At 32.0% G+C, this 23,532-nt stretch carries 21 protein-coding genes; all 21 read right to left on the bottom strand.

All coding sequences use genetic code 11. The annotated features are described in order from the left end of the window. Nucleotides 1-4: 4 nt before the first annotated feature. Nucleotides 5-1,594, bottom strand: a complete 1,590-nt coding sequence (locus LY08_RS03860) for a hypothetical protein (RefSeq protein ID WP_111659120.1) — start codon at nt 1,592-1,594, stop codon at nt 5-7. Beyond that, nucleotides 1,595-2,533, bottom strand: a complete 939-nt coding sequence (locus LY08_RS03855; RefSeq protein ID WP_111659119.1) for a glycosyltransferase family 2 protein — start codon at nt 2,531-2,533, stop codon at nt 1,595-1,597. It lies immediately after the preceding gene. Continuing rightward, entirely contained in the window at nt 2,517-3,848 is a 1,332-nt protein-coding gene (locus tag LY08_RS03850; RefSeq protein ID WP_111659118.1) for an O-antigen ligase family protein, read from the bottom strand. The genes LY08_RS03855 and LY08_RS03850 overlap by 17 nt, the downstream gene beginning before the upstream one ends. Further along, a complete protein-coding gene (locus LY08_RS03845) occupies nt 3,848-4,975 on the bottom strand; it encodes a glycosyltransferase (RefSeq protein ID WP_245907545.1) in 1,128 nt (375 codons plus the stop codon). Before LY08_RS03845 ends, LY08_RS03850 begins: the two co-directional genes overlap by 1 nt. Then, nucleotides 4,965-6,113 carry a glycosyltransferase family 4 protein gene (locus tag LY08_RS03840; protein WP_111659116.1) on the bottom strand — a complete coding sequence of 383 codons (1,149 nt, stop codon included), beginning with the start codon at nt 6,111-6,113 and terminating at the stop codon, nt 4,965-4,967. The genes LY08_RS03845 and LY08_RS03840 overlap by 11 nt, the downstream gene beginning before the upstream one ends. Further along, nucleotides 6,113-7,111 (bottom strand): glycosyltransferase family 2 protein, encoded by a 999-nt coding sequence (locus LY08_RS03835; protein WP_111659115.1) that lies wholly within the window; start codon nt 7,109-7,111, stop codon nt 6,113-6,115. Before LY08_RS03835 ends, LY08_RS03840 begins: the two co-directional genes overlap by 1 nt. Beyond that, nucleotides 7,111-8,142 carry an exostosin domain-containing protein gene (locus tag LY08_RS03830; RefSeq protein WP_111659114.1) on the bottom strand — a complete coding sequence of 344 codons (1,032 nt, stop codon included), beginning with the start codon at nt 8,140-8,142 and terminating at the stop codon, nt 7,111-7,113. The genes LY08_RS03835 and LY08_RS03830 overlap by 1 nt, the downstream gene beginning before the upstream one ends. After that, nucleotides 8,135-9,691, bottom strand: a complete 1,557-nt coding sequence (locus LY08_RS03825) for a glycosyltransferase family 2 protein (protein ID WP_111659113.1) — start codon at nt 9,689-9,691, stop codon at nt 8,135-8,137. The genes LY08_RS03830 and LY08_RS03825 overlap by 8 nt, the downstream gene beginning before the upstream one ends. Beyond that, nucleotides 9,688-10,644, bottom strand: a complete 957-nt coding sequence (locus LY08_RS03820) for a hypothetical protein (RefSeq protein WP_146603194.1) — start codon at nt 10,642-10,644, stop codon at nt 9,688-9,690. Before LY08_RS03820 ends, LY08_RS03825 begins: the two co-directional genes overlap by 4 nt. A gap of 5 nt (nt 10,645-10,649) precedes the next feature. Continuing rightward, a complete protein-coding gene (locus LY08_RS03815) occupies nt 10,650-11,801 on the bottom strand; it encodes a glycosyltransferase family 4 protein (protein WP_111659111.1) in 1,152 nt (383 codons plus the stop codon). 4 nt (nt 11,802-11,805) lie between these two features. Further along, the gene (locus tag LY08_RS03810) at nt 11,806-12,474 is read right to left on the bottom strand and encodes an FkbM family methyltransferase (RefSeq protein WP_111659110.1); all 669 of its coding nucleotides are present in this window, start codon (nt 12,472-12,474) and stop codon (nt 11,806-11,808) included. Beyond that, nucleotides 12,474-13,874: a CDP-glycerol glycerophosphotransferase family protein gene (locus tag LY08_RS03805; RefSeq protein WP_111659109.1), complete on the bottom strand. Its 1,401-nt coding sequence runs from the start codon at nt 13,872-13,874 to the stop codon at nt 12,474-12,476. Before LY08_RS03805 ends, LY08_RS03810 begins: the two co-directional genes overlap by 1 nt. Before the next feature lie 68 nt (nt 13,875-13,942). Next, complete coding sequence (locus tag LY08_RS03800; RefSeq protein WP_111659108.1) at nt 13,943-14,818, bottom strand: N-acetylneuraminate synthase family protein; 876 nt, start codon at nt 14,816-14,818, stop codon at nt 13,943-13,945. Between the two features lie 9 nt (nt 14,819-14,827). Further along, on the bottom strand, nt 14,828-15,982 hold the full coding sequence (locus LY08_RS03795) for an acylneuraminate cytidylyltransferase (RefSeq protein ID WP_111659107.1): 1,155 nt from the start codon (nt 15,980-15,982) through the stop codon (nt 14,828-14,830). An 88-nt stretch (nt 15,983-16,070) separates the two neighbouring features. Beyond that, entirely contained in the window at nt 16,071-17,120 is a 1,050-nt protein-coding gene (locus LY08_RS03790; protein ID WP_111659106.1) for a GDP-L-fucose synthase family protein, read from the bottom strand. Beyond that, nucleotides 17,120-18,181 carry a GDP-mannose 4,6-dehydratase gene (gene gmd / locus LY08_RS03785; RefSeq protein WP_111659105.1) on the bottom strand — a complete coding sequence of 354 codons (1,062 nt, stop codon included), beginning with the start codon at nt 18,179-18,181 and terminating at the stop codon, nt 17,120-17,122. Before gmd ends, LY08_RS03790 begins: the two co-directional genes overlap by 1 nt. Then, nucleotides 18,181-19,098, bottom strand: a complete 918-nt coding sequence (locus LY08_RS03780; protein ID WP_111659104.1) for a hypothetical protein — start codon at nt 19,096-19,098, stop codon at nt 18,181-18,183. Before LY08_RS03780 ends, gmd begins: the two co-directional genes overlap by 1 nt. A gap of 2 nt (nt 19,099-19,100) precedes the next feature. Beyond that, nucleotides 19,101-20,540, bottom strand: coding sequence for an MBOAT family O-acyltransferase (locus tag LY08_RS03775; RefSeq protein ID WP_111659103.1), 1,440 nt, complete (start codon nt 20,538-20,540; stop codon nt 19,101-19,103). Further along, nucleotides 20,541-21,425 (bottom strand): glycosyltransferase family 2 protein, encoded by an 885-nt coding sequence (locus LY08_RS03770; RefSeq protein ID WP_111659102.1) that lies wholly within the window; start codon nt 21,423-21,425, stop codon nt 20,541-20,543. Then, entirely contained in the window at nt 21,426-22,577 is a 1,152-nt protein-coding gene (locus LY08_RS03765) for a glycosyltransferase family 4 protein (RefSeq protein WP_111659101.1), read from the bottom strand. Between the two features lie 2 nt (nt 22,578-22,579). After that, nucleotides 22,580-23,527: a glycosyltransferase family 2 protein gene (locus LY08_RS03760; protein WP_158526725.1), complete on the bottom strand. Its 948-nt coding sequence runs from the start codon at nt 23,525-23,527 to the stop codon at nt 22,580-22,582. Nucleotides 23,528-23,532 lie beyond the last annotated feature (5 nt).

Here is a 23,532-nt window from a genome sequence, read left to right as displayed (position 1 = left end):
ATAATTATAATTTATACAAACTTATGCTTCCTTCAGTATGAATTAATATAGCTGGTACGTTTTTATTTCTAGTCACAAAATAATCTACATTAAACTGCTTTAAATAATCTACAATTGCTTGCGTATTGTTTAGACTATTAATGGTTTCTTGTCGTTTATGCCACAAAATAAATTGTTGTGGATTACCTTCTATTAGCATCGAAGCTCCTTTTCCGTCAAATACCACTGAACGTTTTGTGGCACCTCTGTAAATATAGCTTGCACATAATATATCTGTTGAATTTGTATTTTTATTTATGTATTTAGCCATTCTGTCTATTGCTAACTCTGTGTCTTTTTCAGTAGAAAATGCACTTAAATTATGAGGTAAAATGGTTTTTGAAATATCTTCTCCAAAAAACGGAACTTTTTTTAACCACACGCTTTGACTAAATACCAATAAGACTAAATAAGTACCTACAACGTAAGGTGCGTATTTTAATCTGTTTTTATTGGTATTAATAATCCGTTCTAAAATAAAAGCCCAAGCAAAAAATCCAGGAATAACTGCTACTTTTTGCACACGGATTAACTGAAAAGACAACCTTAAATTAAGCCCTAAAAGTTTGTTTACTAATTGCTCTACAGGTACGCTAATGGTTGGTATTAGTATAAGAATAACAGTTAACAACACTAATAGTTTCGCTTTCTTATGTTGAATTTGATTTTTATAAGAGAGTACATAGAAAACTATTAATGGTAGAATAAAAAACAAGGTTTTTAGTTGTAACCACTGTTTTAAAAACTGAAACGGTTGATTAAAATAATCTGGAATCCTAGCACTAAATGCTTTATTAAATTCTTCGATGCTATAAGTAACTTCAGAAGATGTTTTACCAAAATAAGTGAATACAAATGGTATCATTCCTAGTGCAACGGTTACAAGGACTAAAAACAAATTCCGTAAAGTGAATCGTTCTTTTTTTTGAAAATAAATGGAGCTTAAAATTAAAAATGAAATAAATAATAAGATACCTCCAAGTCCAGTAATTGGATGAAAATTAAAAATAAGTCCAATTAAAAAACTAGCAAGCAATACTTTTGAAAAGGAATTTGAAAGTATTAAAAAGGGTAATGGTAATAAGCTAATGTAAACGGTTCTTGGCATGATGGTCCATAAATCTGATATACCCCAAATCTCCAAACCTGGAAGCCATATAACACCTCTAATAAGTATAGACACCAAAAAGGCAACCCAAAAGTTATTGACAAATCTAAACAATAAGAAAAACCATAGTATTCCAAAAGTTACATGGCAAATAAAACCTAAAACATTAACCGCTTGTACGTAATTGTAATTAGTGAAAGTTGCAATAAAACGTAATGATTGCACATAAAACGGTGTGTAGTATTTAACATTATTAATATCATCCAAGTATAAATCGTCTTGAAATAACTCTGGGTTATCAAATTTTTGAGCTACTGGGATAATATTTTGAATGTCAGAGGAGAGCTCGCTATAATTAGCGTCTAAATTGTCTATGTAATAAGCAACAGCAATAATTAAATTAAAGACAATAATTACAAGTAATTTTTGCTTGCTTAAACGCTTCATTTAATTAGATTTTGGAGCTTTAGTAATGTCGTAGTGCACAGCTTGTAATAGCAATTGAAATCCAATAATGATAGTTAAAGTTACCAACATAATAGTACCTGTTGGCGCAAATATAGCTTTTGAACTATAAAACCACCATGTGTACAATCCATAGATAAATCCAAATAAAAATAAAGGTATTCCAAATAACAAATAGATGGATGACATATTAAAATCGTAAACAAAATATGATTTAATTATCCGCTTCACAAAGGTTTTAAATAGTTTTGGCAAAAACACAAAAGGCATTTTCCAAACACTCATACTTGACTTTTCATCACCATAAATAGCAGGCATTGGGATATCTTTAATTCTAACATCCTGAAAATACAACTCAGCAATTAAAGAGGTTTCAAAATAATATCTATTAGCAATAGTATCAAAATCTAATTGCTTTAATGTCGTTGTTTTTACTGCAAAAAAACCATTAGTTGGATCAAAATTATTCCAATAACCTGTTGCAGCTTTTGTTAAAAATGATAGACCTAAATTTCCTATTTTACGTACAGTAGGCATATTTTTTAAAGCTTTAAAATCTCTAAACCTATTACCTTTTGCGTATTCTGCTTTACTATGTATTAACGGACTAACCAATGCTTCAATATAACTGGTATCCATCTGGTCGTCTGCATCGACTTTAACTACAATATCAATCTGGTCTTGTATAGCTTGTTTAAAACCTGTTTTAGTTGCGCCTCCAACACCTAAATTTTTATTATTTTTTAGATATACTGATTTTTTAAATGTCTCTAAAATAGTACTAGGAAGTGCCTCTTCTCCACAATCGTCAACAATATAAACTGTATCTATAAATTCTGGAAGTTTTTGTAATACATCAGCAATATGCTTAGACGCATTATAATAAGGTATAACAACAGCTATTTTATTTTGATTTAGCATTAATAAAGTAATAACGTGGTGCAATTAGCATAACCACAATTAATAAAAAGTAACCTAAAATAGTAAATAATGAACGGTAAATATATAAATGTTCTCCAAAAAATAGGGTAACTAACATGGCTATTACTAATCCGCTTAATGCAGATTTTAAATATCTTACTCTTCCAAACTTTAAAAACAAATAATTACTTAACCATTTAAAGTATAAAAACAAGCCCACTAATCCCACTTCATTTATCAAACTTAAGTAAATATTATGTGCTGAAAATTGAATAAGCAATCTATTATTTAATCCAATACCAAATGGCATAATCAATGGGTTTTCAATTAAATAATACAAATATCTAATTGATAATTCTTTTCTACCTGCCCCTAAATCTTCATATAATTCTCCAACATTTAAGTTTTGTCCAGTAAATATTCCTGGATCTGACACTTTATTAACAACTCTATTTTCAATGGTTTCTGTAATGGTTTCAATTAATTCTAGGTTTAAAAAAAACGCAATAATAATTCCTAAGGATATAACTATTGAGAGTCCAAAAAACTTTTTAGTACTAGAAATAAATAAGTAACAAACAAATACAATTAACGCTAAATATGTTGTCCTAGAACCAGATACACCAATGGTGGCTAAACTAGTTAAGACAGTTATTATTATTAAAATACGATTGACTTTTAATTGCTTCTGCATTAATAAACCAATTGCAAACACTAGCGAAAACAACATATTCATCCCTAGATTAATTTTGTTAGGGCCTAATGCACCAGATAAAAACCCTCCATAAGCCTGAAGGTAAACATCATTCCATAAAAAGGGTACTAATCCAGCATGCTGTGCAAACACTAAAATAGCTTCTGCAATTGCTAGAATTAATATAAAGCTAGCTGCTCTTTTATAATTGGATCGGTTTCTTAAATACATAGCCATTAACACTGCTGTATAAAAGAAAATAAGTAGATGATAATAATACAAACAGGTTTGCACAAACCATAAGGGTCTACCTTTATAAATACTAAAAGCTGCATTAAATATTAAAGTAAAACCTGCCCACAATATAAACGTATTGAGGTATTTAAAGTAGGTTTTAGATTTAATGTAGACGGTAAATAACTTTAAATTATTAAAGACAATAAACAATATGACAATACCGGTCATATCATATAATCTCAACTCATTATCACCCGTTAAGCTGTATTTAAGTGCTGGTAAATTATAAAAATAAGAAACAACCATTAAAGCTAAAGCCAGCTTTATATAAAAAGGCTTGAATAAGTTTTCTATTTTTTTATTAATGTATTCTGTTTGTGTCATTAAACTAAAATAGATTGATAGATGGCTTTAATTGTTTTTATTGCCGAAGCTTCAGAAAATTGAAGTTCTACTTTATGATGCAATGTACTGCTAGCTAATTTAGCTTTTTCAGGATTAGTAATAAACTCTAATAATGCTTTTTCTAATGCTAAACTATTATTAGAGGGTATTAGTAACCCTTCTTGTCTATTTGAAACAACCAAATTACAATCGCCAACATCGGTTGTAATAACAGGCAAACCAGCTAATCCATATTCTAATAACGCCAAAGGTAAGCCTTCAGATTTTGAGGATAAAACGCCTATGGTACACTGGGACAAAATAGCGGAGGTATCTGGGCAACTCCCATAAACAAAGACGTTATACTCTAATTGATTAGTGTTTATAAACTTAAAAACAGATTTAGAATACGCATCCTTAAAATCTTGTCCCACCAAATGTAAGGTCCAATCTGGATGCGTTTTTAATACGTCTTTAAAAGCTTGTAGTAAATTTAAATGGTCTTTTTGAGGACGTAAGTTAGCTAAACATACGATGCGTTTACCAGGCTCTCCCTTTAAGTTAGTGGTGGAAGCTATTTTATTTTTAATCGCAAAATTGGGTAAATAACTAACCGACTTCGCCTTTAAATACTGTTTTGCCCAAGTTTCTAATTTAGAATTGACACTAAAAACATGATTAAAAAAATAAGAACATATTTTTAACACGCCTTTTGGACGTTGCTCCAAAAATTCGCTTTTACCATAGTGGTCATGCCAAACTAATTTTAGTTTTGGTTTTAAAACTTTAATAATAGTCGCTAAAAAATAAGACGTAGAATGCGCATGAATTATTGTAATGTGATGGTCTTTTACAAAACGATGTAATCGTCTTATAGCTTTAAAATCTATAGTTTTTGTTTTATTTATATATAGATAGCCCACATCGCTATTAATACTTGATTTTAATAACCCTTCTGCTCTTGTCGCACATAAAAAGGAACCTTCCACCTCACCTACCAAAGCATTTGCAAAATTAATTGCGACACGCTCTGCGCCACCTGCTTCTAAAGAATCAATAAGTTGCAGTACTCTAGTTCCTGTCAAAGCAGAAATCTTATTATGTTCTACTAAAGGTTTATTCATCATTGTTTTTTGAATGAGTAGATCCTTTTTCTATTAGTTTTTTAATATCCTCTTCAAAAACATCTAAAGTATACTGTTGCGACCACTGTAAGGCGTTTTTAGACATTTTAGACAATTGTTCCATGTTATTTAATACCGCTTCTATCTTACGCACTGCATCAGTAACATGGGGTTCAATTAAAATGCCTCGTTTACCGTAATCTAACATATCTGGCACGCAAGATATAGACGTTGCAATGGGTATAACTCCAAAAAACATAGCTTCGGCTAAAGCTTTTGGCCAACCTTCAGATTGAGAAGCTAATAGAATAAAATGTGCCGATTGTAATGCAGTTTTAATGGTGTCTCTGGTTTGATTTCCGTGTAAACGAAAACATGTAGATAAATTATTTTTAGTTATATAATCTTGTAATTCTTCTTTTAAAATACCATCACCATAAATATCTAAAGCTACAGAATAACCTTTTTGTTTTAAAGATTCAACAATTTGAATAGCCAGCAAAGGTCGTTTTCCTTTAACCAAACTACCAACAAAAACAAAATGTAAGTGTCCTGAATAATCTCTTAGATTGATATCTTCTCTATCTTCATTGTTAAAGGTTGCAGTATAAAAGGGTTTAATATTTTTGGTTTGATTATTCCAATGTCCATAGACTAATGCTGTCATATTTTTAGTTAAAGAGGTATTGGATAATAGTTTTTTCTGAATCCGATAACTTAAGGGTTGCACAGCATGTGGATCCCAATTTCCTGCGTATTTTGCTGTTTTTATTTTTTGGGGAAATAACATCTGCACCAAACACCCTAACAATCCAATATTTCCAGGACAACGTAAATGAATATGATCTGCACGACGACAAGCTTGATATAATTTATACAGTATAAATGGCAAGGATAATAAAGACAGTAATGTCCGACCAAACGTTACAAATGCAATAGAGGGTATTTCTGTTAAGATTATTTTTTCATGTTGATAAACAATATCAATATCTGTAATGGGTTGATTGGTTTTTGGCGCAACTATCTCGACCTCATCAACATATTTTAACCACAAATTCATTTCGCGCACGTATGGTGCGTAAGCAAACCAGTGCTTATTTTGAGACTTATGTAAAACATGTGTGATGATTAAAAATCGCATTATTGAATGTTGGGTTTGTTAAAGATAAGCGAAAGCCAGCCCATTTTACGACCTGCAGTTTCTGTAAAAGCTTTTAATTTGTCTTTAGAGGTAAAGATATTTGTAAATCTAATAGTCATGAGCAACAACTCGGTAGCATGAAATTTAAATCGTGCTTTTAAACTTGGATTAGGGTATTTAACGCGCCAAACATACCAACTATTTCTTACCACCATTTTACCATAGTTGTATTGATTAGGACGTCCAGAACCATCATGAAAATGAGCCAATCTAGCATTAGTATTAATATATAACGCTCCTATGTTAGCCAATCTAATAGAGAAGTCTGCATCTTCATACAAGCCATAGCCTTCAAAATACGTTGAAAATGATAATTGATCAAACACTTCCCGTTTATAACTAGACACGCCTCCCATAATTTGCTCAACTTCATAAATGTTTCCCGAAGGTGGTAAAAAACTTACTGAGCGTCCATGAGCAAACGTAGGTAAAAAACCAGGTTTAGTATCTGGCTGCAATCCAAAAAAACGTCTTATTTTAAACCGAGAAGGCTCGTTACGCATCCATCCATCATAATAAAATTTAGAGGAGTTGTTTTTGTGGTCTGATGTGTCCCACTGGACTTCATTGGTAATATAACCGCCTACTGCCAAAGCGTTTGGATGTGTAGTATAAGTAGATAATAAGTGTTCAAAATAATCTGACTCTAAAACAACATCGTCATCCAAAAAACAAATAATAGCACTGTTTTTATCTACTTTACTAATTCCAAAATTACGTTGCTTAGTTAAACCTCTATGGTTGTCATCAACTTTAAAATAGCTAAGATTATTAAAAGCTTTTGTTTTTAAAGCCTCTTCTGTAGCATTTGTTGTAGAACCGTCAATAATTAAAATCTCATCTGGATAAAGTGTTTGCAAAGCTACCGACTCTAAAAGCGTAACAATCGCTTTTGGTCGCATATAGGTGCAAATGACTAATGAAAAAGACAAATTCATTATTGTTGTTTGGTTTTAAACTGGTTGTAAATTTCTAAAAAATAGGGTTCTCTTCGTAAAGTGTTTAACCACAAATCTCTGTTTGAGGTTTGTAAATTTTCAAATGCGGTTTCAGTTAATGAATTATGAAATTTTAAAATCTGCTCTGCAATGGGTACCTTACCTTTCTCCTCTATAATCAAACAATGTTTAGACCAATCTATTTTGGAAGATAAAGGTAAACGACAATCTGTATTTATTAAAATAGGGATGCGCCCTACTGCTAAGGTCTCGTAAAAACGGACTGAAAAATTACCGACACCTCTTAAACATAAGGTATATGCATTATTAAACATATTGTCATAAAACTGTTTTGAACTTTCTTTTTGGGTTAATTCAGACTGCGAACCTGCTCTGTAGTGGTGTCGTAAAATAAACTGCGTATTTAGTTGGTCATTAACAGCTAATTGACTTAAATACTTGGCGCGTTTTATACTGGAAGGGTAAAACGATTGTTGGTCCGCTAGAATCACGTTAAACGCTCTTTTAATACGGTATTTTAAATGATTGGTATACTCTTTAACATACTTTTTAAAACCAGATTGCGCATGACCAACAAATCCAATACTGGGTGTGCTGTCTTTTTTTAAAGCTGAAAAACCTTGTGGTAAAAAAGTGTCATAAGGATCATTAATAAAAGATGGGATTACAAACGTATTAGTGTCTAATTGGCTATCAAAACCACCTAATCTAAAGGTATAACTATTTGGTATGTAATTGGTAAACCCATAATCTCCTGCAGTGTATATCCAAATAGGTTTTTGATGCTGTTTAGCTAAATGTAACAATGTGGTACATGCGTGTTTTTGTTTTAAAAAAACAGCATAATCTGCAGGAAATACGACAACATCTGCATCTTCAATAGCAGCTACCAATTGATATTTAGACAATAAGGTGTCGTTTTTTTTAAATACCAAATCAAACAGTAACGGAAAGACTTGACGTCGATACGTTTCGGTTAAAAAGTTTGTATTTGTGTATAGTTTAAGCATGGGTTTTAGACTGGAGTGTGGTGCTCCAAAATTGGCTACGTTTCCATTGTTTTTTATACTGCTTAATATAAGCAAATGGATTTTTAGTTGGACTATGTTTAAAACTGCGTAAACCTAATAACAATTTGTAACCTAGTAATTGGTGTTTTGTAAAATAAGTTTCGTTTAATAACATGATGGTTGGAGATGGTTTAGGTTGGACGACATCATCCGCCCAAAGCTGTTTGACTTTGGTACGATAACCACCAATTGGCGCCTTTAAATGCGTGATTTTAATGTCTGCAAAATACACTACATCTTCACCCAAATGTCTTAATTGCATACCAAAATCATTATCTTCTCCGTAGTTAAATTCAAAATTCATGTTAAACTTAACTTGCTTGATTAGACTAGATTTAATGATACTATTTCCTGCACCAAAAATACTAGTTTGGGCTGTTTTTAAATAGGTTTGCGTTTCGTTTGGTTGTAAATAAACGGTTGTACCCACTTGCACACCATATTGTTTAATATGGTTAAAAAGTGTTTCAATTAAATGGGCTTCAAATCTATTATCATCATCACCTAAAAAGGTCCATTCGCTTTCAACTTGTGATAAAGCCAAATTACGTGCATTACAAACACCAGATTGATGTGTAAAAGTATGTTTGATGTTGAAAGGCCAATCGTGAGTTTTTAAATAGTCTAATTCTGAAACAGAGTCTTCTAATGGGTTTTGCTCAACAATAATAACGTTTTTGGGTAATATAGTCTGAACGGATAAATCTTTTAAAACATCATACAAATAGTGCTTTCTACCAATAGTTGGGATGATAACATCGATATCTTTGTTTTTAATGACTTGTTTAGTGGATTGAATAGAAATCTGATCTAAATTAAAGTGAGTGGATAGCTGTTTATAAAACAAACTTTTTAGCAAAGGAAAAAAGGTAAATTTTCTATCGTAAATCAAATAGCATGCACTCAAGAAAAACACCCAAACCCATTTGTAGTGTTGCTTAACAAACTTAAACAAGGTGCATGTTGATGCGTGTTTAGTTTCAGTTTTGGCTGAAGTATTTGGTAGCAATAAACTAGGTTCAGAATAACAAAACAATCCCTCAACCATAGCGCGTTTAGCTAAAGAATTTAAAAAATAGTCAAAGGGTTCTAGAAAATTTAAATCCTCTTTTAAATGAGTTAAAACTGAAGCATGAACACCTCCAACTTGACTGCTCATTAACCATGTTGGAAAGGTGACGCTTTTATTCACTTTTAAAAAATAAGAACGCTCAACATATCCAATGTGCTTGGGTAAATAATGTGTCTGTGTCAAGTTATAACTAGCCAGCACACGTTGGTGATGAAAAATTTTAGATAAATCATCAACATTTAAAAACTCTAAATACTGTTGTTCACACCAAATAATAAGAGCATCTGTTCTAGATTGAGCAATTTTTTGAAGGGTTTTAGTTATAGTCTCTCCAATAACAAATCCAGCAGTAATGGGTTGCTGTTGAGCATCCAAAACTTGAGTGATTGTATGATGTTGATGGACTAATATAATCATGCTTCTAAAACTTGAAAATCAGTATTTCCGATAATAGCAGCATATTTTGAAAAACTACTATTATACATAGGTTTGACGTTTAAAAAATAAACGTTCTCACTATTAGCAATCATAAAAAAATCGATTACCGTTTTTAAATGTCCTTCAAGATGTGTGCTTTTGGTGAAGTTATCCATATGAAACGGATTCCCTTCAACGACTTTAACAGTTGTATTTTGTTTAATATAATTAATAAAATTAATACTATCAGAAAACACATAAGTGTTGATATTACTTTCTGCTTTCACGCGATTAATAATTGCTAGTAGTTTCTGGCTTAATTGTTCTTTTTCTGTTACAGAAAGCACTTTACTTGTAGTGTCAACAAAATCACCCATAAGCGTAGTAAATCTGGAATGAAATGCTATGTAAGGTTCTGAAGTTATTACTTTTAGCTTTTTGTCTAATAATTCACTCTTTTTAAATAATGCATTAAAATCGGCTCTCCATTTTTGTTCTAGAGCTTGAGTATCTAATTTTGGAAACGTAGCTTTAGAATAATCTATATTAGCATACACATAAAAGGTATTTGCTTTAGATGTTTTAATTAGTTGTAATGGGTTAGCTTTAAAATTATTCACCAAATACAAGCATTTAGTTTGGGTGGGATGCCAAGTTAAAGCACTTCTTTTTAACTCCCAGTCCACTACATTAGGTGCTAATAAGGTAGAGAGGTTAAAAGGGTTATCAAATAGTATTTTAAAGTCGTAACCTAATTCTTGAGCGATTTGATAAAACGATACGATACCTTTTAAACGATCAACCCATCCACCATGTGTAAACAAACCATCAAAACAAATAACAATTTGTTTGTGTTTGGGTTGCTTCAAACTAAAGTATTTTAAGTAATGAAAAAACAACATTTGCTTTTTCTTTTTTTTACTTAAAAATTGCATTAACTTTTTAAAAGTCATTAGTATTATTTTTTTGAAATAATAGATTGGTAGTATTCTATATTTTTATCTGCAATGCTGTTGATGTCAAAAGTAGACTCCACTTTTAGACGTGCTTGTTGCCCCATTTTTAAACTTAATGCTTTGTCGTTAAAAAGATGCACTATTTTTTGACTATAGGTATCTATATCTGAAGGATGCACCAAATAGCCATTTACACCATCGTCTATCAGCTCTTGTGCCCAACCAATACTAGTATTGACCACTGGTTTTTGTAACGCCATACTTTCAATAGTAACCATGCCTAGTGTTTCAGCAAAACTTGGAAATATACAAACATGGGCTTGTTTGATTTGATGTTTAACCTCAGAATAAGGAATTTTACCTAAATACTCAACGTTTAATTTTGCTTTGTCAGAGAATACATTTTGCATTAAAGCATAGGTTGAAGAGGTTCCTGTTTTTACATCTGGTGCATCACCACCTATTAATTTTAATTTAGCATGAGGCTCAACTTCTATAACTTTATTAAAGATTTCTGCTAATTCTAAAACGCCTTTTTTTCTAATGAGGGTTCCAATATACAATAGCGTCTTATCGTCATAGACATTAGGCGTTTCATTATTAAAATGGTCTAACTGTAAGCCATAATGTATGGTTTTAATTTTTTTTCGGTGTAAACCGAAAATTTTAGCGGTTTCTTGACCAGCAAAAGTGGTTGGTGCTATGTAGGCTTTGGCTTTGAGTAGTGCCAATTTTTCAAACACAAAGTTTTTAAATTTCTGTGGTCTTTTATCTAACTTACAGAAATACGCATCACTTCCATGAAACCGAATCACTAGCGGTGCCTTTAAATGCATAAATGCAGTGATTCCTGTCCAATCTGGAGCTTCCAGAAGGTGTATATTCTCTGTTACAACCACTCTGTTAATATAGTGTTGCAAGTGTTTTCTGTAAAAATACCAAGTGAATAGGCTATATTTTTTTTTTGCTATCAAATGGATAGTGACACCGTCATCGTCTATAATAGCATCCTCGTTTTGGTGGTATACAAAAACGGTAATCCTAACCCCTTTGTTAACTAAAGTAACTGCAAGGTTTTTAATACTAGTCGCTATTCCTGCTGCGTGAGGCACTTTAGGATGTGGATATTCTGATGTAAGGAAAGCGATGTGCATAGCGTTATTTTTTTGGTTCTAAAGTCACCTCAATACACTTAGGTCTGTTTGACCCATCAAATCCTCCTGAAGGATTTATACCTAAATACACTAAGTTAAATTGTGTTGAACATTTTTGCAAAAAATTATAGACTTCGTTATGCATTTTATGCACATCATGAAACTCGAAAACCAGAGCTGAAAATTGGCTTAAATTTGATGTGATTTCATCAAAAAAATCATACTCACCACCTTCAATATCAAACTTTAATAAAATTTTATCATCCGCTTTTAGTTTGTGTTTACTTAACTTTAAAATACTATTATCAGTATTTAACCACAACTTTAAATGTTCGCAACGCTTTTGTCGAATTAAAAAATTAAATATCAACGCATTAAACAAATAGCGAATTTTATCAGGTTTTTTAAAAAACAATCTTGCTAATCCTTTTAATACTAATTTGTTACCTGAAACTGTAGGATCAACCATTATAATTTGTAACCTCTCGTTGAATCTAAATAAGTCATATTCAAATTCTAAATTAGAAGAAATACCACCACTAAATAATACATTAGAATTGGTGATGGTTTCTGGTCTTAAAAAATAACCTCCATCACCAATACTACCAAATCTTAATAGTGATTGGTCTTGTATTAAAAAGTCGTTTTTTAATTTATTATAATAATCTTCCATTATTTATTTAAAATGGTGTTTATGGCAGACCATATATTTTTTGATGCTTCAGTTGGCGCTTTACCAACAACAATCTCATACCATTGTTTGCCTTCCTCTACATTAGACAGTTGTCCATCTAAAATTTGCTTTACCAAGCCTTCTAAATCGTGTTTATTGGTACAAAACACAGCAGCTTTATCACTTGGCATACTTCTAAAATGCACATACTTATAATTCTGTCCAATATCTCTTATCCCTTTTTTAAGTTGTGGTTGCTCGTAATTATAATAAATACAAGGCTTGTTGTGTGCTACAAAATCAAAAACCGTAGAAGAACACACGTTGGTTACAAACTCAGAATGTTCACACACATTATACAGCATGTTAAAATCTTCTTTTGCTGGTAATACTTGATTCCATTGGTCACCAATTGGCTTCCAAATAGGATCTAATACTTCAATAATATCTTTATGAGCTTCAAGGACCGCATCGTAACGAGAAGTAAAATCTACTGGACATTTTCTATAGATAATGCCTAAGTTTTCGCCTTTCCTATTTAGGCTTCTCACAGCATTGGCTAAATCTTCAAGATAGTATTGATCTAAAGGTGACGTGGTTTCATCATCACCAGAATAGCAGATGTATTTTTTATTGACATCTAAATTATAAGCGTTAAAAAAGTCTTCTCGACTTTGTTTTAAGTTGTCATCATAATGTGGTTCAAACTGTGGTGTACCAGTTACAAACACCTGCTCCTCTTTTACAAAAGGATAGTATTTTAAGACTTCCTCTTTCATTAAATCACTCCAAACACAATAATAATCGGTTTCTACCACTTGCATGGCTTTTGGGACATTATCCCAAGAATACACAAATGCAACTGTTGGAATCCCTAAATCTTGTGCTGCTAATAAGGCACTAATAGATTGAGTAGCACGTTGGGTGGTACAAAATATTAAGTCAGGTTGATGTTGTTCTAATTGCGCTTTGCAATAAGCGTATTTAGGATTTTGACGCTCTAGACTATTTATTTTTTGACGAATTTTTTCAACACCTTTTTCGGATGAATACAACCCTATCAACCATTTGGTGTAGAGACTTTTAAATGTATTTTTGAGTCCTTTATAATTAAACGGAAATTTATAGGTAGGATAAACATCGTCTTTAAATTTGTCTCTAGAGACATTCAATTCGGCTCGTTTACGCGCACGAGAATATAGTGGAGTTAAAGGATGAATCTGGTGATTGTTAATCTTTACTTCTTTAAATCCTAGATTATCTTGTAAAGAAAAAACGGTATTATTCCAATAGGTAATATCAAAACCCATTTGCTCGCCAATAGTTTTAAAATTGGTAAAGGCGAAGTTGCGCAAACCTACACCATCAGGAAAAAAAACAAATACTTTTTTGCTATTCACTATTAAATTTTCACTTTTAACTATTCATTGTTAAATTTAACTTTTAACTTTTAACTGTTAACTAATAATTATCCTTTTTGATTTTTCAACTTATCACGTTGTACTTGCTCAATTGGTAAAATATCTTGACTTTTAAAAGTTAAAGCTTTATGTACTGCATTTAAATCTCTTGATAATTTACGCAAACCCATAGGCTCTAAAGAGGCTGCGTGATCTGTCCCTTTCCAGGTTCTGTCCAAGGTGTAATGTCGTTCAATAACATTTGCACCCAATGTATAAGCTGCAACATCTACAGCAATCCCTAAATGGTGACCAGAAAACCCAATGTGCTTAACGTCTGATCCGTATTTCTCAATTAAAAGGTTAATATCTAACAAGCACACATCTTCAAAAGGAACTGGATAACCAGAGGTACAATTATAAAGTACTAAATCTTTGTTTCTATTGTGTTTTTTAAATAATTGCACTAAATCCTCAATTTCATCTTTGGTGGTCATTCCTGTAGAAATATGCAATTCGCCATCATAATTGTTGCATAACCATTCTAACATCTTCACATTATTGTTACACGCTGATGGAATTTTTATAAACTTAGGATGTAATGACGCTATTTCTTTAGCAGAAGTCACATCCCAAACAGAGGTGGAATAATCGATACCAATCTCTTCACAAAAATCTTTTAATTCTTGGTGTTGATGTACATCAAACTCTAAATATTCGCGATGTGCACCATAAGTATCTCCATAAGAATTTGATGGATTTGGATGTGGGCTATTGTATTGTTCCTCGGTTAACAACTCTTTGTTATGACGCTTTTGAAACTTAACAGCATCTACTTGACAAAATATTTTTGCCATTTGAATAAGCTCTTTGGCAATTTGCATGTCGCCTTTATGGTTACAGCCTATTTCGGCAATGATATATGGGGTTTTATAAGTATTCATAGTTGAGGACTAAAATCGTTTATTGTAATTTTTTATAAATTGACAGGCTTCTCTAATAGCTCCATTTCCGGAATTTTTAGACAGCACCACATCGGCATTAGTTTTTATTTCTGTCATGGCATTATGTGGTGCTAAAGACCAACCCACACTAACTATGTTGGATAAATCGTTAACATCGTCGCCAACATAAGCCACATTATTTAATGAAAAACCTTTCGTTTTTGATAAGTTTTGTAACAAAGTAAATTTATCTTTTACACCTAAAAACACATCTTTTATTTGAAGCTTTTTCATGCGTTTAGCAACCAATTCTGATTGCTCAGACGTCATAACCATAACCTGGACATCAAACTGACGTAGGATTTCTAAGCCCATACCATCTCGCATATCAAAGCGTTTAGTATGCTCGCCATCTTTAGTATAAGTAATGCTTCCATCCGTAAAAACACCATCCACATCTAAAACTAGATGTGTGATTTTTTGGGCTGATTTAGCACGTTTTTGACGTTCTATCAACAATTGCTCGACAACTATCCAATCAGATTCGGTGTCAATTTCATGTAAGCTATCTTCAGGCATGGTGACAATACCAATGTTATCGCCTAAACGGTTATTTTTATTTTTTAAGACCTCTTTATTACAGGTATAGACTGCTCCATTTTCAATGAGCACACCTTCAAAATCTTGACGTCTTGGACGATTAAAAGGATTGTAATTTATTGGTGTTCCATCTGTATTCCATAAAAAACGATGCGTATTAACAACAGTTAATGCAGAGTCTTTACCGTTTTTAATTTCTTGTAAACACGCATTGATATCGGATGCTGTTGTAAAAGGGGAAGTAGCTTGTAATAGGCAAAACACATCAAAATTATAATCGATTTGTTTTGCAAACTCTAGCATAGCATTTTCGGTAGAGGCTGTGTCTGTAGCACTTTCACTACTTCTTAATAGTGCTTTTATTTTTGAGGTATAGTGGTATTCTTTGTTAATAAAATCGATAATGGATTGGTCGTCTGTAAAGACATAAACTTCATCTAAATGAGACTGTAAAGCTTCGCCTAACACCCAAGTAAACAAAGGTCTACCAACCATTTTTCGTTTATTTTTTCCAGGAATACCTTTAGAGCCTTTACGTAAAGGAATAAAACCGATTTTTTTCATGTATTACTAAAAGATTCGAATTCTTAATTTGTCGCTAAAATACACTTTTTTTCGGATGAAAGTTAAGAAATTTCGGATAAAAGGCTATTTAAATACTATTTTGAAGATACCATGAATACAACTTTTTTACACCTTCTTCTAAAGACATAGAATGTGTCCATCCTAAAGCATTTATTTTACTACTATCTGTAAGCTTTTTCAAGGTACCATCAGGTTTTGAAGTATTAAAAGTAAACTCGCCTTTATAATTAATTGTCTCTTTAATAAGATTAGCCAAGGTTTTAATTGAAACATCACTTCCAGTTCCAATATTTATATGTGTATTTCTGACTTCATTTGTATTTAAAACACAAGCTTCAAAATTGACATTATTCATAACAAAAACACAAGATTCAGCCATATCTTCTGACCATAAAAACTCGCGCATAGGCTGACCACTTCCCCAGATTTCAACTGAAGAATTAGTGATTCCGTGTGTATTTAAAATTGATTGTACTTCTTCAATAGTATCGACTTTTAAATTATTTTTTATTCCTTCAATGTCGTCGTCTTGAAATAATTTGGCTAAATGAATTTTTCTAATTAATGCAGGTAGTACGTGTGATTTTTCTAAATCAAAATTATCATTAGGACCATACAAATTTGTTGGCATTACAGATAAAAAATTGGTACCATATTGAATATTATAGCTTTCGCATAATTTTATACCAGCAATTTTAGCAATTGCGTAAGGCTCATTAGTATACTCTAACGGACCAGTTAGTAAATACTCTTCTTTTATTGGTTGGGGACAATCTTTAGGGTAGATACAAGTACTCCCCAAAAATAATAGTTTTTTCACTTTATAAACATGACTTAAATGAATCACGTGATTTTGAATCATTAAATTTTCATAGATAAAAGTTCCTCTTCTTAAATTATTGTCAAGTATACCACCAACTTTTGCTGCTGCTAAAAACACGTATTCTGGTTGTTCAGCTTTAAAAAAAGAATCCACACTATAGTAATCCATTAAATCTAACTCGGTTCTATTTCTAGTTACAATATTAAAATACCCTTTATTTTTTAGTGTTTTTAAAATGGCACTTCCAACCAAACCGTTATGACCAGCTACAAATATTTTAGCATCAAGATTCATTACTTTTTTTGATTTTCTATTAGTTTTAAATCGTGTTGCATCATGATGCTAACCAATTCATTAAAAGATGTTTTGTTAGGATTCCAACCTAAATTGGTTTTGGCTTTAGTTGGATCACCTAATAAGGTTTCTACTTCGGCTAAGCGATAATAATTAGGATCAATTTCTATTAAAACACGTCCTGTTTTAGCACAGACGCCTTTTTCCTTTTCGTCTTTACCCTCCCAATTAATGGTAATATTAGCTTCTCTAAACGCCAGCTCACAGAATTCTCTAACGGTATGCTGTTCTCCTGTTCCAATAACATAATCTTCAGGAACCTCTTGTTGAAGCATCAACCACATACATTCTACATAATCTTTAGCATATCCCCAATCGCGTTTGGCATCTAAGTTTCCTAAATATAATTTATCTTGAATACCATGTGCAATTCTTGCAGCTGCTAGAGTAATTTTTCTTGTCACAAAGGTTTCGCCACGTCGCTCAGACTCGTGATTAAATAAAATACCATTTACAGCAAACATGTTATAGGATTCGCGATAGTTTTTAGTAATCCAAAAGGCATATAATTTTGCCACACCATATGGTGATCTTGGATAAAAGGGTGTTGCTTCTGTCTGCGGAATTTCTTGTACTTTACCATACAGCTCAGAGGTTGATGCTTGATAAATTCTTGTTTTATCAGTCAAACCACAAATACGGATAGCTTCTAATAGTTTTAAGGTACCAACTCCATCTGTTTCTGCGGTGTATTCTGGCAAATCAAAAGAGACTTTTACATGGGACTGTGCTGCAAGATTGTAAATCTCGTCGGGTTGAATCTCTTGTACTAAACGTATTAAATTGGAACCATCTGTCATATCACCATAATGCAGCTTGATTTTTTGCTTTTTATGCTGATCTTTTAACAATACGTCAATATATAGATGTTCAATACGTTCTGTATTAAAGGTAGAGCTACGTCTGATAATACCATGTACCATGTAGCCTTTATCTAGTAAAAGCTCGGCAAGGTAAGATCCATCTTGTCCGTTTATTCCTGTAATTAAGGCTATTTTCATTATTTTAAACTGTCTTTATTTTGGTTGATAAAAGTACTAATTTCTGAGGTAAAGATTTTGGCTCCATTTTTAAAAAGGTGAGATGAGTCATTAAAGTAATCTTCATTTTTATAAATAGGATTCAAGGTATCGTATACATAAAGTCTATTATCTTGCAATAACAACTTCTTAATACGCTTTGTAAAACTGGAATTATATTTTTTAAAATTTGGAGGTATGACAACAATTAACTCAATATTATTTTCTGAGCAAAGCTTCTGAATATTTGTAAAAGCTTCAATTTTTTCTGGTAATTCTAAAGCACTATCGTATTTAGTTATAGTACTTAAATATTCTGGATTTTTAGTATCTTTCTTTATTATGTAAGGTCTAGACCCCAAACTATCAATGGGATTATAACGAAAAGGGTTTTTATTGTTAAATTCTAAATGCACTTTATTTAGTCTAGCCAACATAAAAAACCAAGATATCCAATTTTTTTTTTCATGTTTAATAAGCTGTTCATTTATATAATTACTTTTTGATAGTGGATACAATCTATCAGCTCTAAATATTAGTGATTTTTCTTCTATAAATTGATAGGGCAAATCAAAAACTATAATTATTTTTTTAGGAGATTTATTATATTTTAAAAGCGTTTTTAAAATAAAATTATGAAATAGAACATTTGAACCCTCATATGATAAGTTATAAGTTTTAAGACCAGTCTCTTTTTCAAGTTGTCCTGCCAAAACATTTGAAGCTCCTCTGGATGACCCTAAAATTATTATGTCTTTATTCATTTCACCTTTTAAAACAAACTCTAATCTTTTGTCATATTCTCTTTGTGGCGCTTTTAACATAAGCAAGTAAGCACTTTTTTCTACAATGAAAAAAATGATAAAAAAAATAAAACCATGTTTTAAAAATTGCTTCATCTTTAAAATTGGAAATAAATAAACTCTTGTTGACTATCAGAAGTAAACAAAAATATTAATGTTATTAGCATCATATAAAACATCCATTTAATAAATCTAGATTGCTTTATAAACAAAACTTCAATAGCGTATTGTTGGCGTCTTCCAATCCACTCAATCAATAAAAAAAACAAAATCAGAATTATTAAGTTGGTTGGTCTTATGCTTGGTAAGGATAACAAGGTTTTATTAAAAATGCCTTTTAAATAGGACATGGCGTGTGTTAGATTTTCTGCTCTAAAAAAGATCCAAGCCAATACAGTAATACCAAATGTGATTAGCATTTGCATACTTTCTTTTAAAGTTGGTAAATAACTGTCTTGAGCGACGACATTTAAGTTATTTCTGTTACGGTTTGCTAATAATAAGGGTAAAAAATAGAGCGCATTTAAAAATCCCCAAACAATAAACGTCCAATTAGCACCATGCCAAAATCCACTAACTAAAAAGATGATAAAGGTATTACGGACTTTCATCCAGGTTCCACCTCTACTTCCTCCTAACGGAATGTACAAATAGTCCCTAAACCAAGTGGAAAGTGACATATGCCAACGCCTCCAAAACTCGGCAATATCACGTGAAAAATAAGGGAATGCAAAATTCTGTTTTAAGTTAAATCCAAATAATCTAGACGTCCCAATTGCAATGTCTGAATACCCTGAAAAATCGCCATAAATTTGAAAGGTAAAAAACAAAGCACCCATTAACAAAGTACTGCCAGAGTGTTCTGCCGAATTATTAAAGATTTGATTGGCATATTCAGCACAATTATCAGCAATGACCACTTTTTTGAAAAATCCCCAAAGAATTTGTCGGCAGCCATCAACCGCTTTGCTGTAATGAAACTGTCTTTTTTTATAAAATTGAGGTAATAAATGGGTAGCACGCTCTATGGGTCCTGCAACCAATTGTGGAAAAAAGCTGACAAACGCTAAAAAAGACACGATATCTTCAGTTGGTTCTAACTTTCGCTTATAAACATCAATGGTATAACTTAAAGTTTGAAAAGTGTAAAAACTAATCCCAACAGGTAGAATAATATCTAAAGTATTGGGCTGAATCTTGCTTCCGAAAAACGAAAACGCTTCCACAAAATTATCAACAAAAAAGTTATAGTATTTAAAAAAACCTAAAAACCCTAAATTAACAAGAATACTAGTCCAAAGTAGCAGTTTTCGCTTAGAGGGTTTGTCTTCTTTTTTTAATTGTAAGCCTATGGTGTAATCCACTAAAGAACTAAAGATAATTAAAGACAAAAAGCGCCAATCCCACCATCCATAAAACACATAACTAGCAAGGACTAATAAAGCATTTTGAAGCTTTAGGCTTTTATCTGTAACAAACCAATATAGTATAAATACTATAGGTAAAAAGACAGCAAAATCAAGTGAGTTAAATAGCATTTACGCAGAGTAGTTTAGCGATTTTAAATTTAGTTTTTTAGAAATTGTCTCTTGTTGTACTGGTTGTCTGTATTTTAATAGGCTAGGTAATGTATACAACGTTGAAAAAAACACCAAAACAAACGACTTAAAATAGTTCCAGTCTTTTAAAGCATACTTATTAAAGTTATGCCATAAGGTTTTTGCTATTTTTTTGAGTGGTTTTGGGTAATAGACTAAATAATAACGTAGGGTATTTTTTAATTGTCGTTCAAATCTAAAATAGTTACGACCTTGTTGCATTCTTTTTTTGACATCAATACGATGGTTGACTTTTATATTTGGTTGATAAATAATATCATATCCCAAATCTAAAACTTCTAAAGACACTGCAGGTTCTTCGCCATAAATATCTATCCAAACAGGGAAGCCATTAGTTGCCTTATACACCTCTTTTTTAATCGCAAAACCACAACCTACAAAATCATTGGTCAAATGAGATTCTAACTCTTTAGAATGCAGTAAAGCGTCTTCATCGGTTTTATACAACCCTCTCACTTCCTGAAAAGCGATAATACCTAAATGTGTATTGTGTTGAAATTCGGCTTCAATAGCTTCAATAAAATGAGGGCTAATAGGATGCGCATCATCATCTAAACCAATAAAAATGGTACCTGTTGCCTTTTTATACAACGCATGTCTTGCTGGAGACGCACTAATGCTAAGAGTAGAAACCGTCCAATCTACCCAATCAAAATCGTTAATAATCTTTTCGGTCTTAGAACAACCATCAATAAACACCAACACTTCATGGATAGATAAATCGATGATAGCCTTTAACTTAGTTAACGTTAAAGCCAAATCTTCTGGTCTATTTTTGGTGACTATTAAAAACGAAAGTTGCATCTATTGGTATTCTGAGTAAACGGTTTGATAAAGGGTTTGTATTTTGGGTTGCAATGTAGTACGATTATACTGTCTTTGCATAAAATTGACATTAAAATCTTGTGCTTGTTGTCTTAACGAGTCATCTTTTAGTGCAGTTTCTATATGCTTAGCTATTTCTTTTACATCTAATGGATTGGCAATTAGCAATCCGTTTTTACCGTGTACAAGGACTTCCTCGGTGACCTGACCTGGATTAGATTGAATAGGGAATGCACCCATGGACATGGCTTCTAACAAAGCGTTAGGCATTCCGTCTGAAATACTATTAGCAATATGAAGACAACTTTTCCCCATTAATTCTAACAACTCTTTATTTTGAATAAACGTGTATCTAGAGTGAATGGTAAAAGGTAAAGAAGACAGTATCTTAGAGTGTTGTATTTGTTTTTGAATACTATCATCTGCACTGTAAATAACAATTTGCTTATAATCTAAAAGTTTTACAGAAACCAACTCCAAAGCTTTTAATACTATGGAAGCTTTACCCACACCATCGTCGTAACCTTTAATTAAAATAATTGGTCGTTCTGAAACGGGTTTAATATTAGAATTATTGATAGTCAAACCGCCATTACCAGGAAACACACCTAAAAACCGATTGTTAAATCCATTTTTAACTGCTAAATGATAATCCCGTTGGCAATCTGTAACCAGATAATTGGTACGCTTATAGAAACGCTCTAACTCTTGTTTTGACACACCTAATTCTTTAAAATAAAACACATCACTTCCCCAAGAAGAATAGATTAATGGAATAGTGTTCTGTTCCATAATAGGTAATATAGGCAATCCTGCTAATTGCATTTCAAAGCAATGCACAATGTCTGGTTGTATAGTAGTTAGCGCGTTTTGAAATGCTTTAGACACATCATGTTCATTATACTTTTGAATACACTTATACAGTTTTGGAAGTCTTTTTTTTATCGTACTTCTAAATGGAAAATTCCACTTCAATTTCCACCCTTTTATTTGAGTCACCCACTCTATTTTGGGCGATTGTGGTCCACCATCAGTCACATCAAACCAATAGACCTCATAGCCCGAATCTTTCAATTGGTTGACCCATTGAAAAAAGTGATGGTTTGGAATGGCGACCATTAATAGTTTCATACTTATAATTTAAATAAGGGTTTAAATTTGGTATCTCCTTTTTTAACTAATTTAAAAATAGTATAGAAAAAACGAATGCGAGCTAGTTTTAGTTTTAACTTTAAATTATATGCTAATTGTTCTGTTTTAATAAACTCTAAACAACGTTTTGCAGCTTTAAAATTACGTTCAGCAAGTGCTTGTCTAAAAAAACCCAAAGTCATTTTTAGAATAGCCAGTTTTATGTTTTCAGAATTTGAAAGCGCTAAAACAGAACGCTTTGCTTTAAAATAGGAGTCTAAACCATAATCTACATTGGCATAAAAACTGTTGGTTGATGAGTTTGCTCCAACTCTATAAAAAATTAACGGTTTATTTAGTAGTGCATAGCTTTTTTTATCTAAAAGTGCACGAGCATAGAACTCGTGATCTTCCAAGATGTGCAAATCTTCTCTTATAGGTAAATACGGTAACAAACTTGACGCATTCCAAAGTGGAGCCACCATCATCATAGGGAACGCACCTGTAGCAAAATCTTCAAAAACATTTTGACTAGGCTTAATATCTGGTTGTTTTGCTAATTTAAATTGACTTACATCAAATGCTCCAGTAAACTCTAGTAATTGACAAACTACAAAATCATTGTCTTGAATTGCTTCTATCTTTAACTTAAGATGTTCTGGATGCATAACATCATCACTATCAAAAAACTGGATATAATCGCCTGTCATTTTTGTAATAGCATAGTTTCGGCAAGTACTTGGTCCTTTTTTTAAATGAGAGGGACGCTCAAACAGTTGAAAACGTTTATCCGCTTCAATTAATTGTTTTGTAAAGGCAACTGTATTATCTGTACTACCATCATCTACAATAATACACTCCCAATGGGTATAGGTTTGTGCTTTAATAGAAGCTATAGTTTCTTCAATTAAATGAGCACGATTGTAAATTGGGATTATGATGGAAATCAAGATAG

The sequence above is a fragment of the Olleya aquimaris genome (assembly GCF_003259525.1).
Classification (GTDB): Bacteria; Bacteroidota; Bacteroidia; order Flavobacteriales; family Flavobacteriaceae; genus Olleya; species Olleya aquimaris.
The sequence above is the reverse complement of the archived record's forward strand: the minus strand, read 5'-3'. Positions and strand labels throughout refer to the sequence as shown.

What these genes read in the sequence shown, in the direction of transcription:
- LY08_RS03835 (WP_111659115.1), bottom strand. Translation starts at nt 7,111, where the DNA reads ATGAATTTGTCTTTTTCATTAGTCATTTGCACCTATATGCGACCAAAA.
- LY08_RS03810 (WP_111659110.1), bottom strand. Translation starts at nt 12,474, where the DNA reads ATGGAAGATTATTATAATAAATTAAAAAACGACTTTTTAATACAAGAC.
- LY08_RS03845 (WP_245907545.1), bottom strand. Translation starts at nt 4,975, where the DNA reads ATGATGAATAAACCTTTAGTAGAACATAATAAGATTTCTGCTTTGACA.
- gmd (WP_111659105.1), bottom strand. Translation starts at nt 18,181, where the DNA reads ATGAAAATAGCCTTAATTACAGGAATAAACGGACAAGATGGATCTTAC.
- LY08_RS03840 (WP_111659116.1), bottom strand. Translation starts at nt 6,113, where the DNA reads ATGCGATTTTTAATCATCACACATGTTTTACATAAGTCTCAAAATAAG.
- LY08_RS03780 (WP_111659104.1), bottom strand. Translation starts at nt 19,098, where the DNA reads ATGAAGCAATTTTTAAAACATGGTTTTATTTTTTTTATCATTTTTTTC.
- LY08_RS03795 (WP_111659107.1), bottom strand. Translation starts at nt 15,982, where the DNA reads ATGAAAAAAATCGGTTTTATTCCTTTACGTAAAGGCTCTAAAGGTATT.
- LY08_RS03830 (WP_111659114.1), bottom strand. Translation starts at nt 8,142, where the DNA reads ATGCTTAAACTATACACAAATACAAACTTTTTAACCGAAACGTATCGA.
- LY08_RS03825 (WP_111659113.1), bottom strand. Translation starts at nt 9,691, where the DNA reads ATGATTATATTAGTCCATCAACATCATACAATCACTCAAGTTTTGGAT.
- LY08_RS03850 (WP_111659118.1), bottom strand. Translation starts at nt 3,848, where the DNA reads ATGACACAAACAGAATACATTAATAAAAAAATAGAAAACTTATTCAAG.
- LY08_RS03815 (WP_111659111.1), bottom strand. Translation starts at nt 11,801, where the DNA reads ATGCACATCGCTTTCCTTACATCAGAATATCCACATCCTAAAGTGCCT.
- LY08_RS03800 (WP_111659108.1), bottom strand. Translation starts at nt 14,818, where the DNA reads ATGAATACTTATAAAACCCCATATATCATTGCCGAAATAGGCTGTAAC.
- LY08_RS03765 (WP_111659101.1), bottom strand. Translation starts at nt 22,577, where the DNA reads ATGAAACTATTAATGGTCGCCATTCCAAACCATCACTTTTTTCAATGG.
- LY08_RS03775 (WP_111659103.1), bottom strand. Translation starts at nt 20,540, where the DNA reads ATGCTATTTAACTCACTTGATTTTGCTGTCTTTTTACCTATAGTATTT.
- LY08_RS03820 (WP_146603194.1), bottom strand. Translation starts at nt 10,644, where the DNA reads ATGACTTTTAAAAAGTTAATGCAATTTTTAAGTAAAAAAAAGAAAAAG.
- LY08_RS03855 (WP_111659119.1), bottom strand. Translation starts at nt 2,533, where the DNA reads ATGCTAAATCAAAATAAAATAGCTGTTGTTATACCTTATTATAATGCG.
- LY08_RS03770 (WP_111659102.1), bottom strand. Translation starts at nt 21,425, where the DNA reads ATGCAACTTTCGTTTTTAATAGTCACCAAAAATAGACCAGAAGATTTG.
- LY08_RS03790 (WP_111659106.1), bottom strand. Translation starts at nt 17,120, where the DNA reads ATGAATCTTGATGCTAAAATATTTGTAGCTGGTCATAACGGTTTGGTT.
- LY08_RS03860 (WP_111659120.1), bottom strand. Translation starts at nt 1,594, where the DNA reads ATGAAGCGTTTAAGCAAGCAAAAATTACTTGTAATTATTGTCTTTAAT.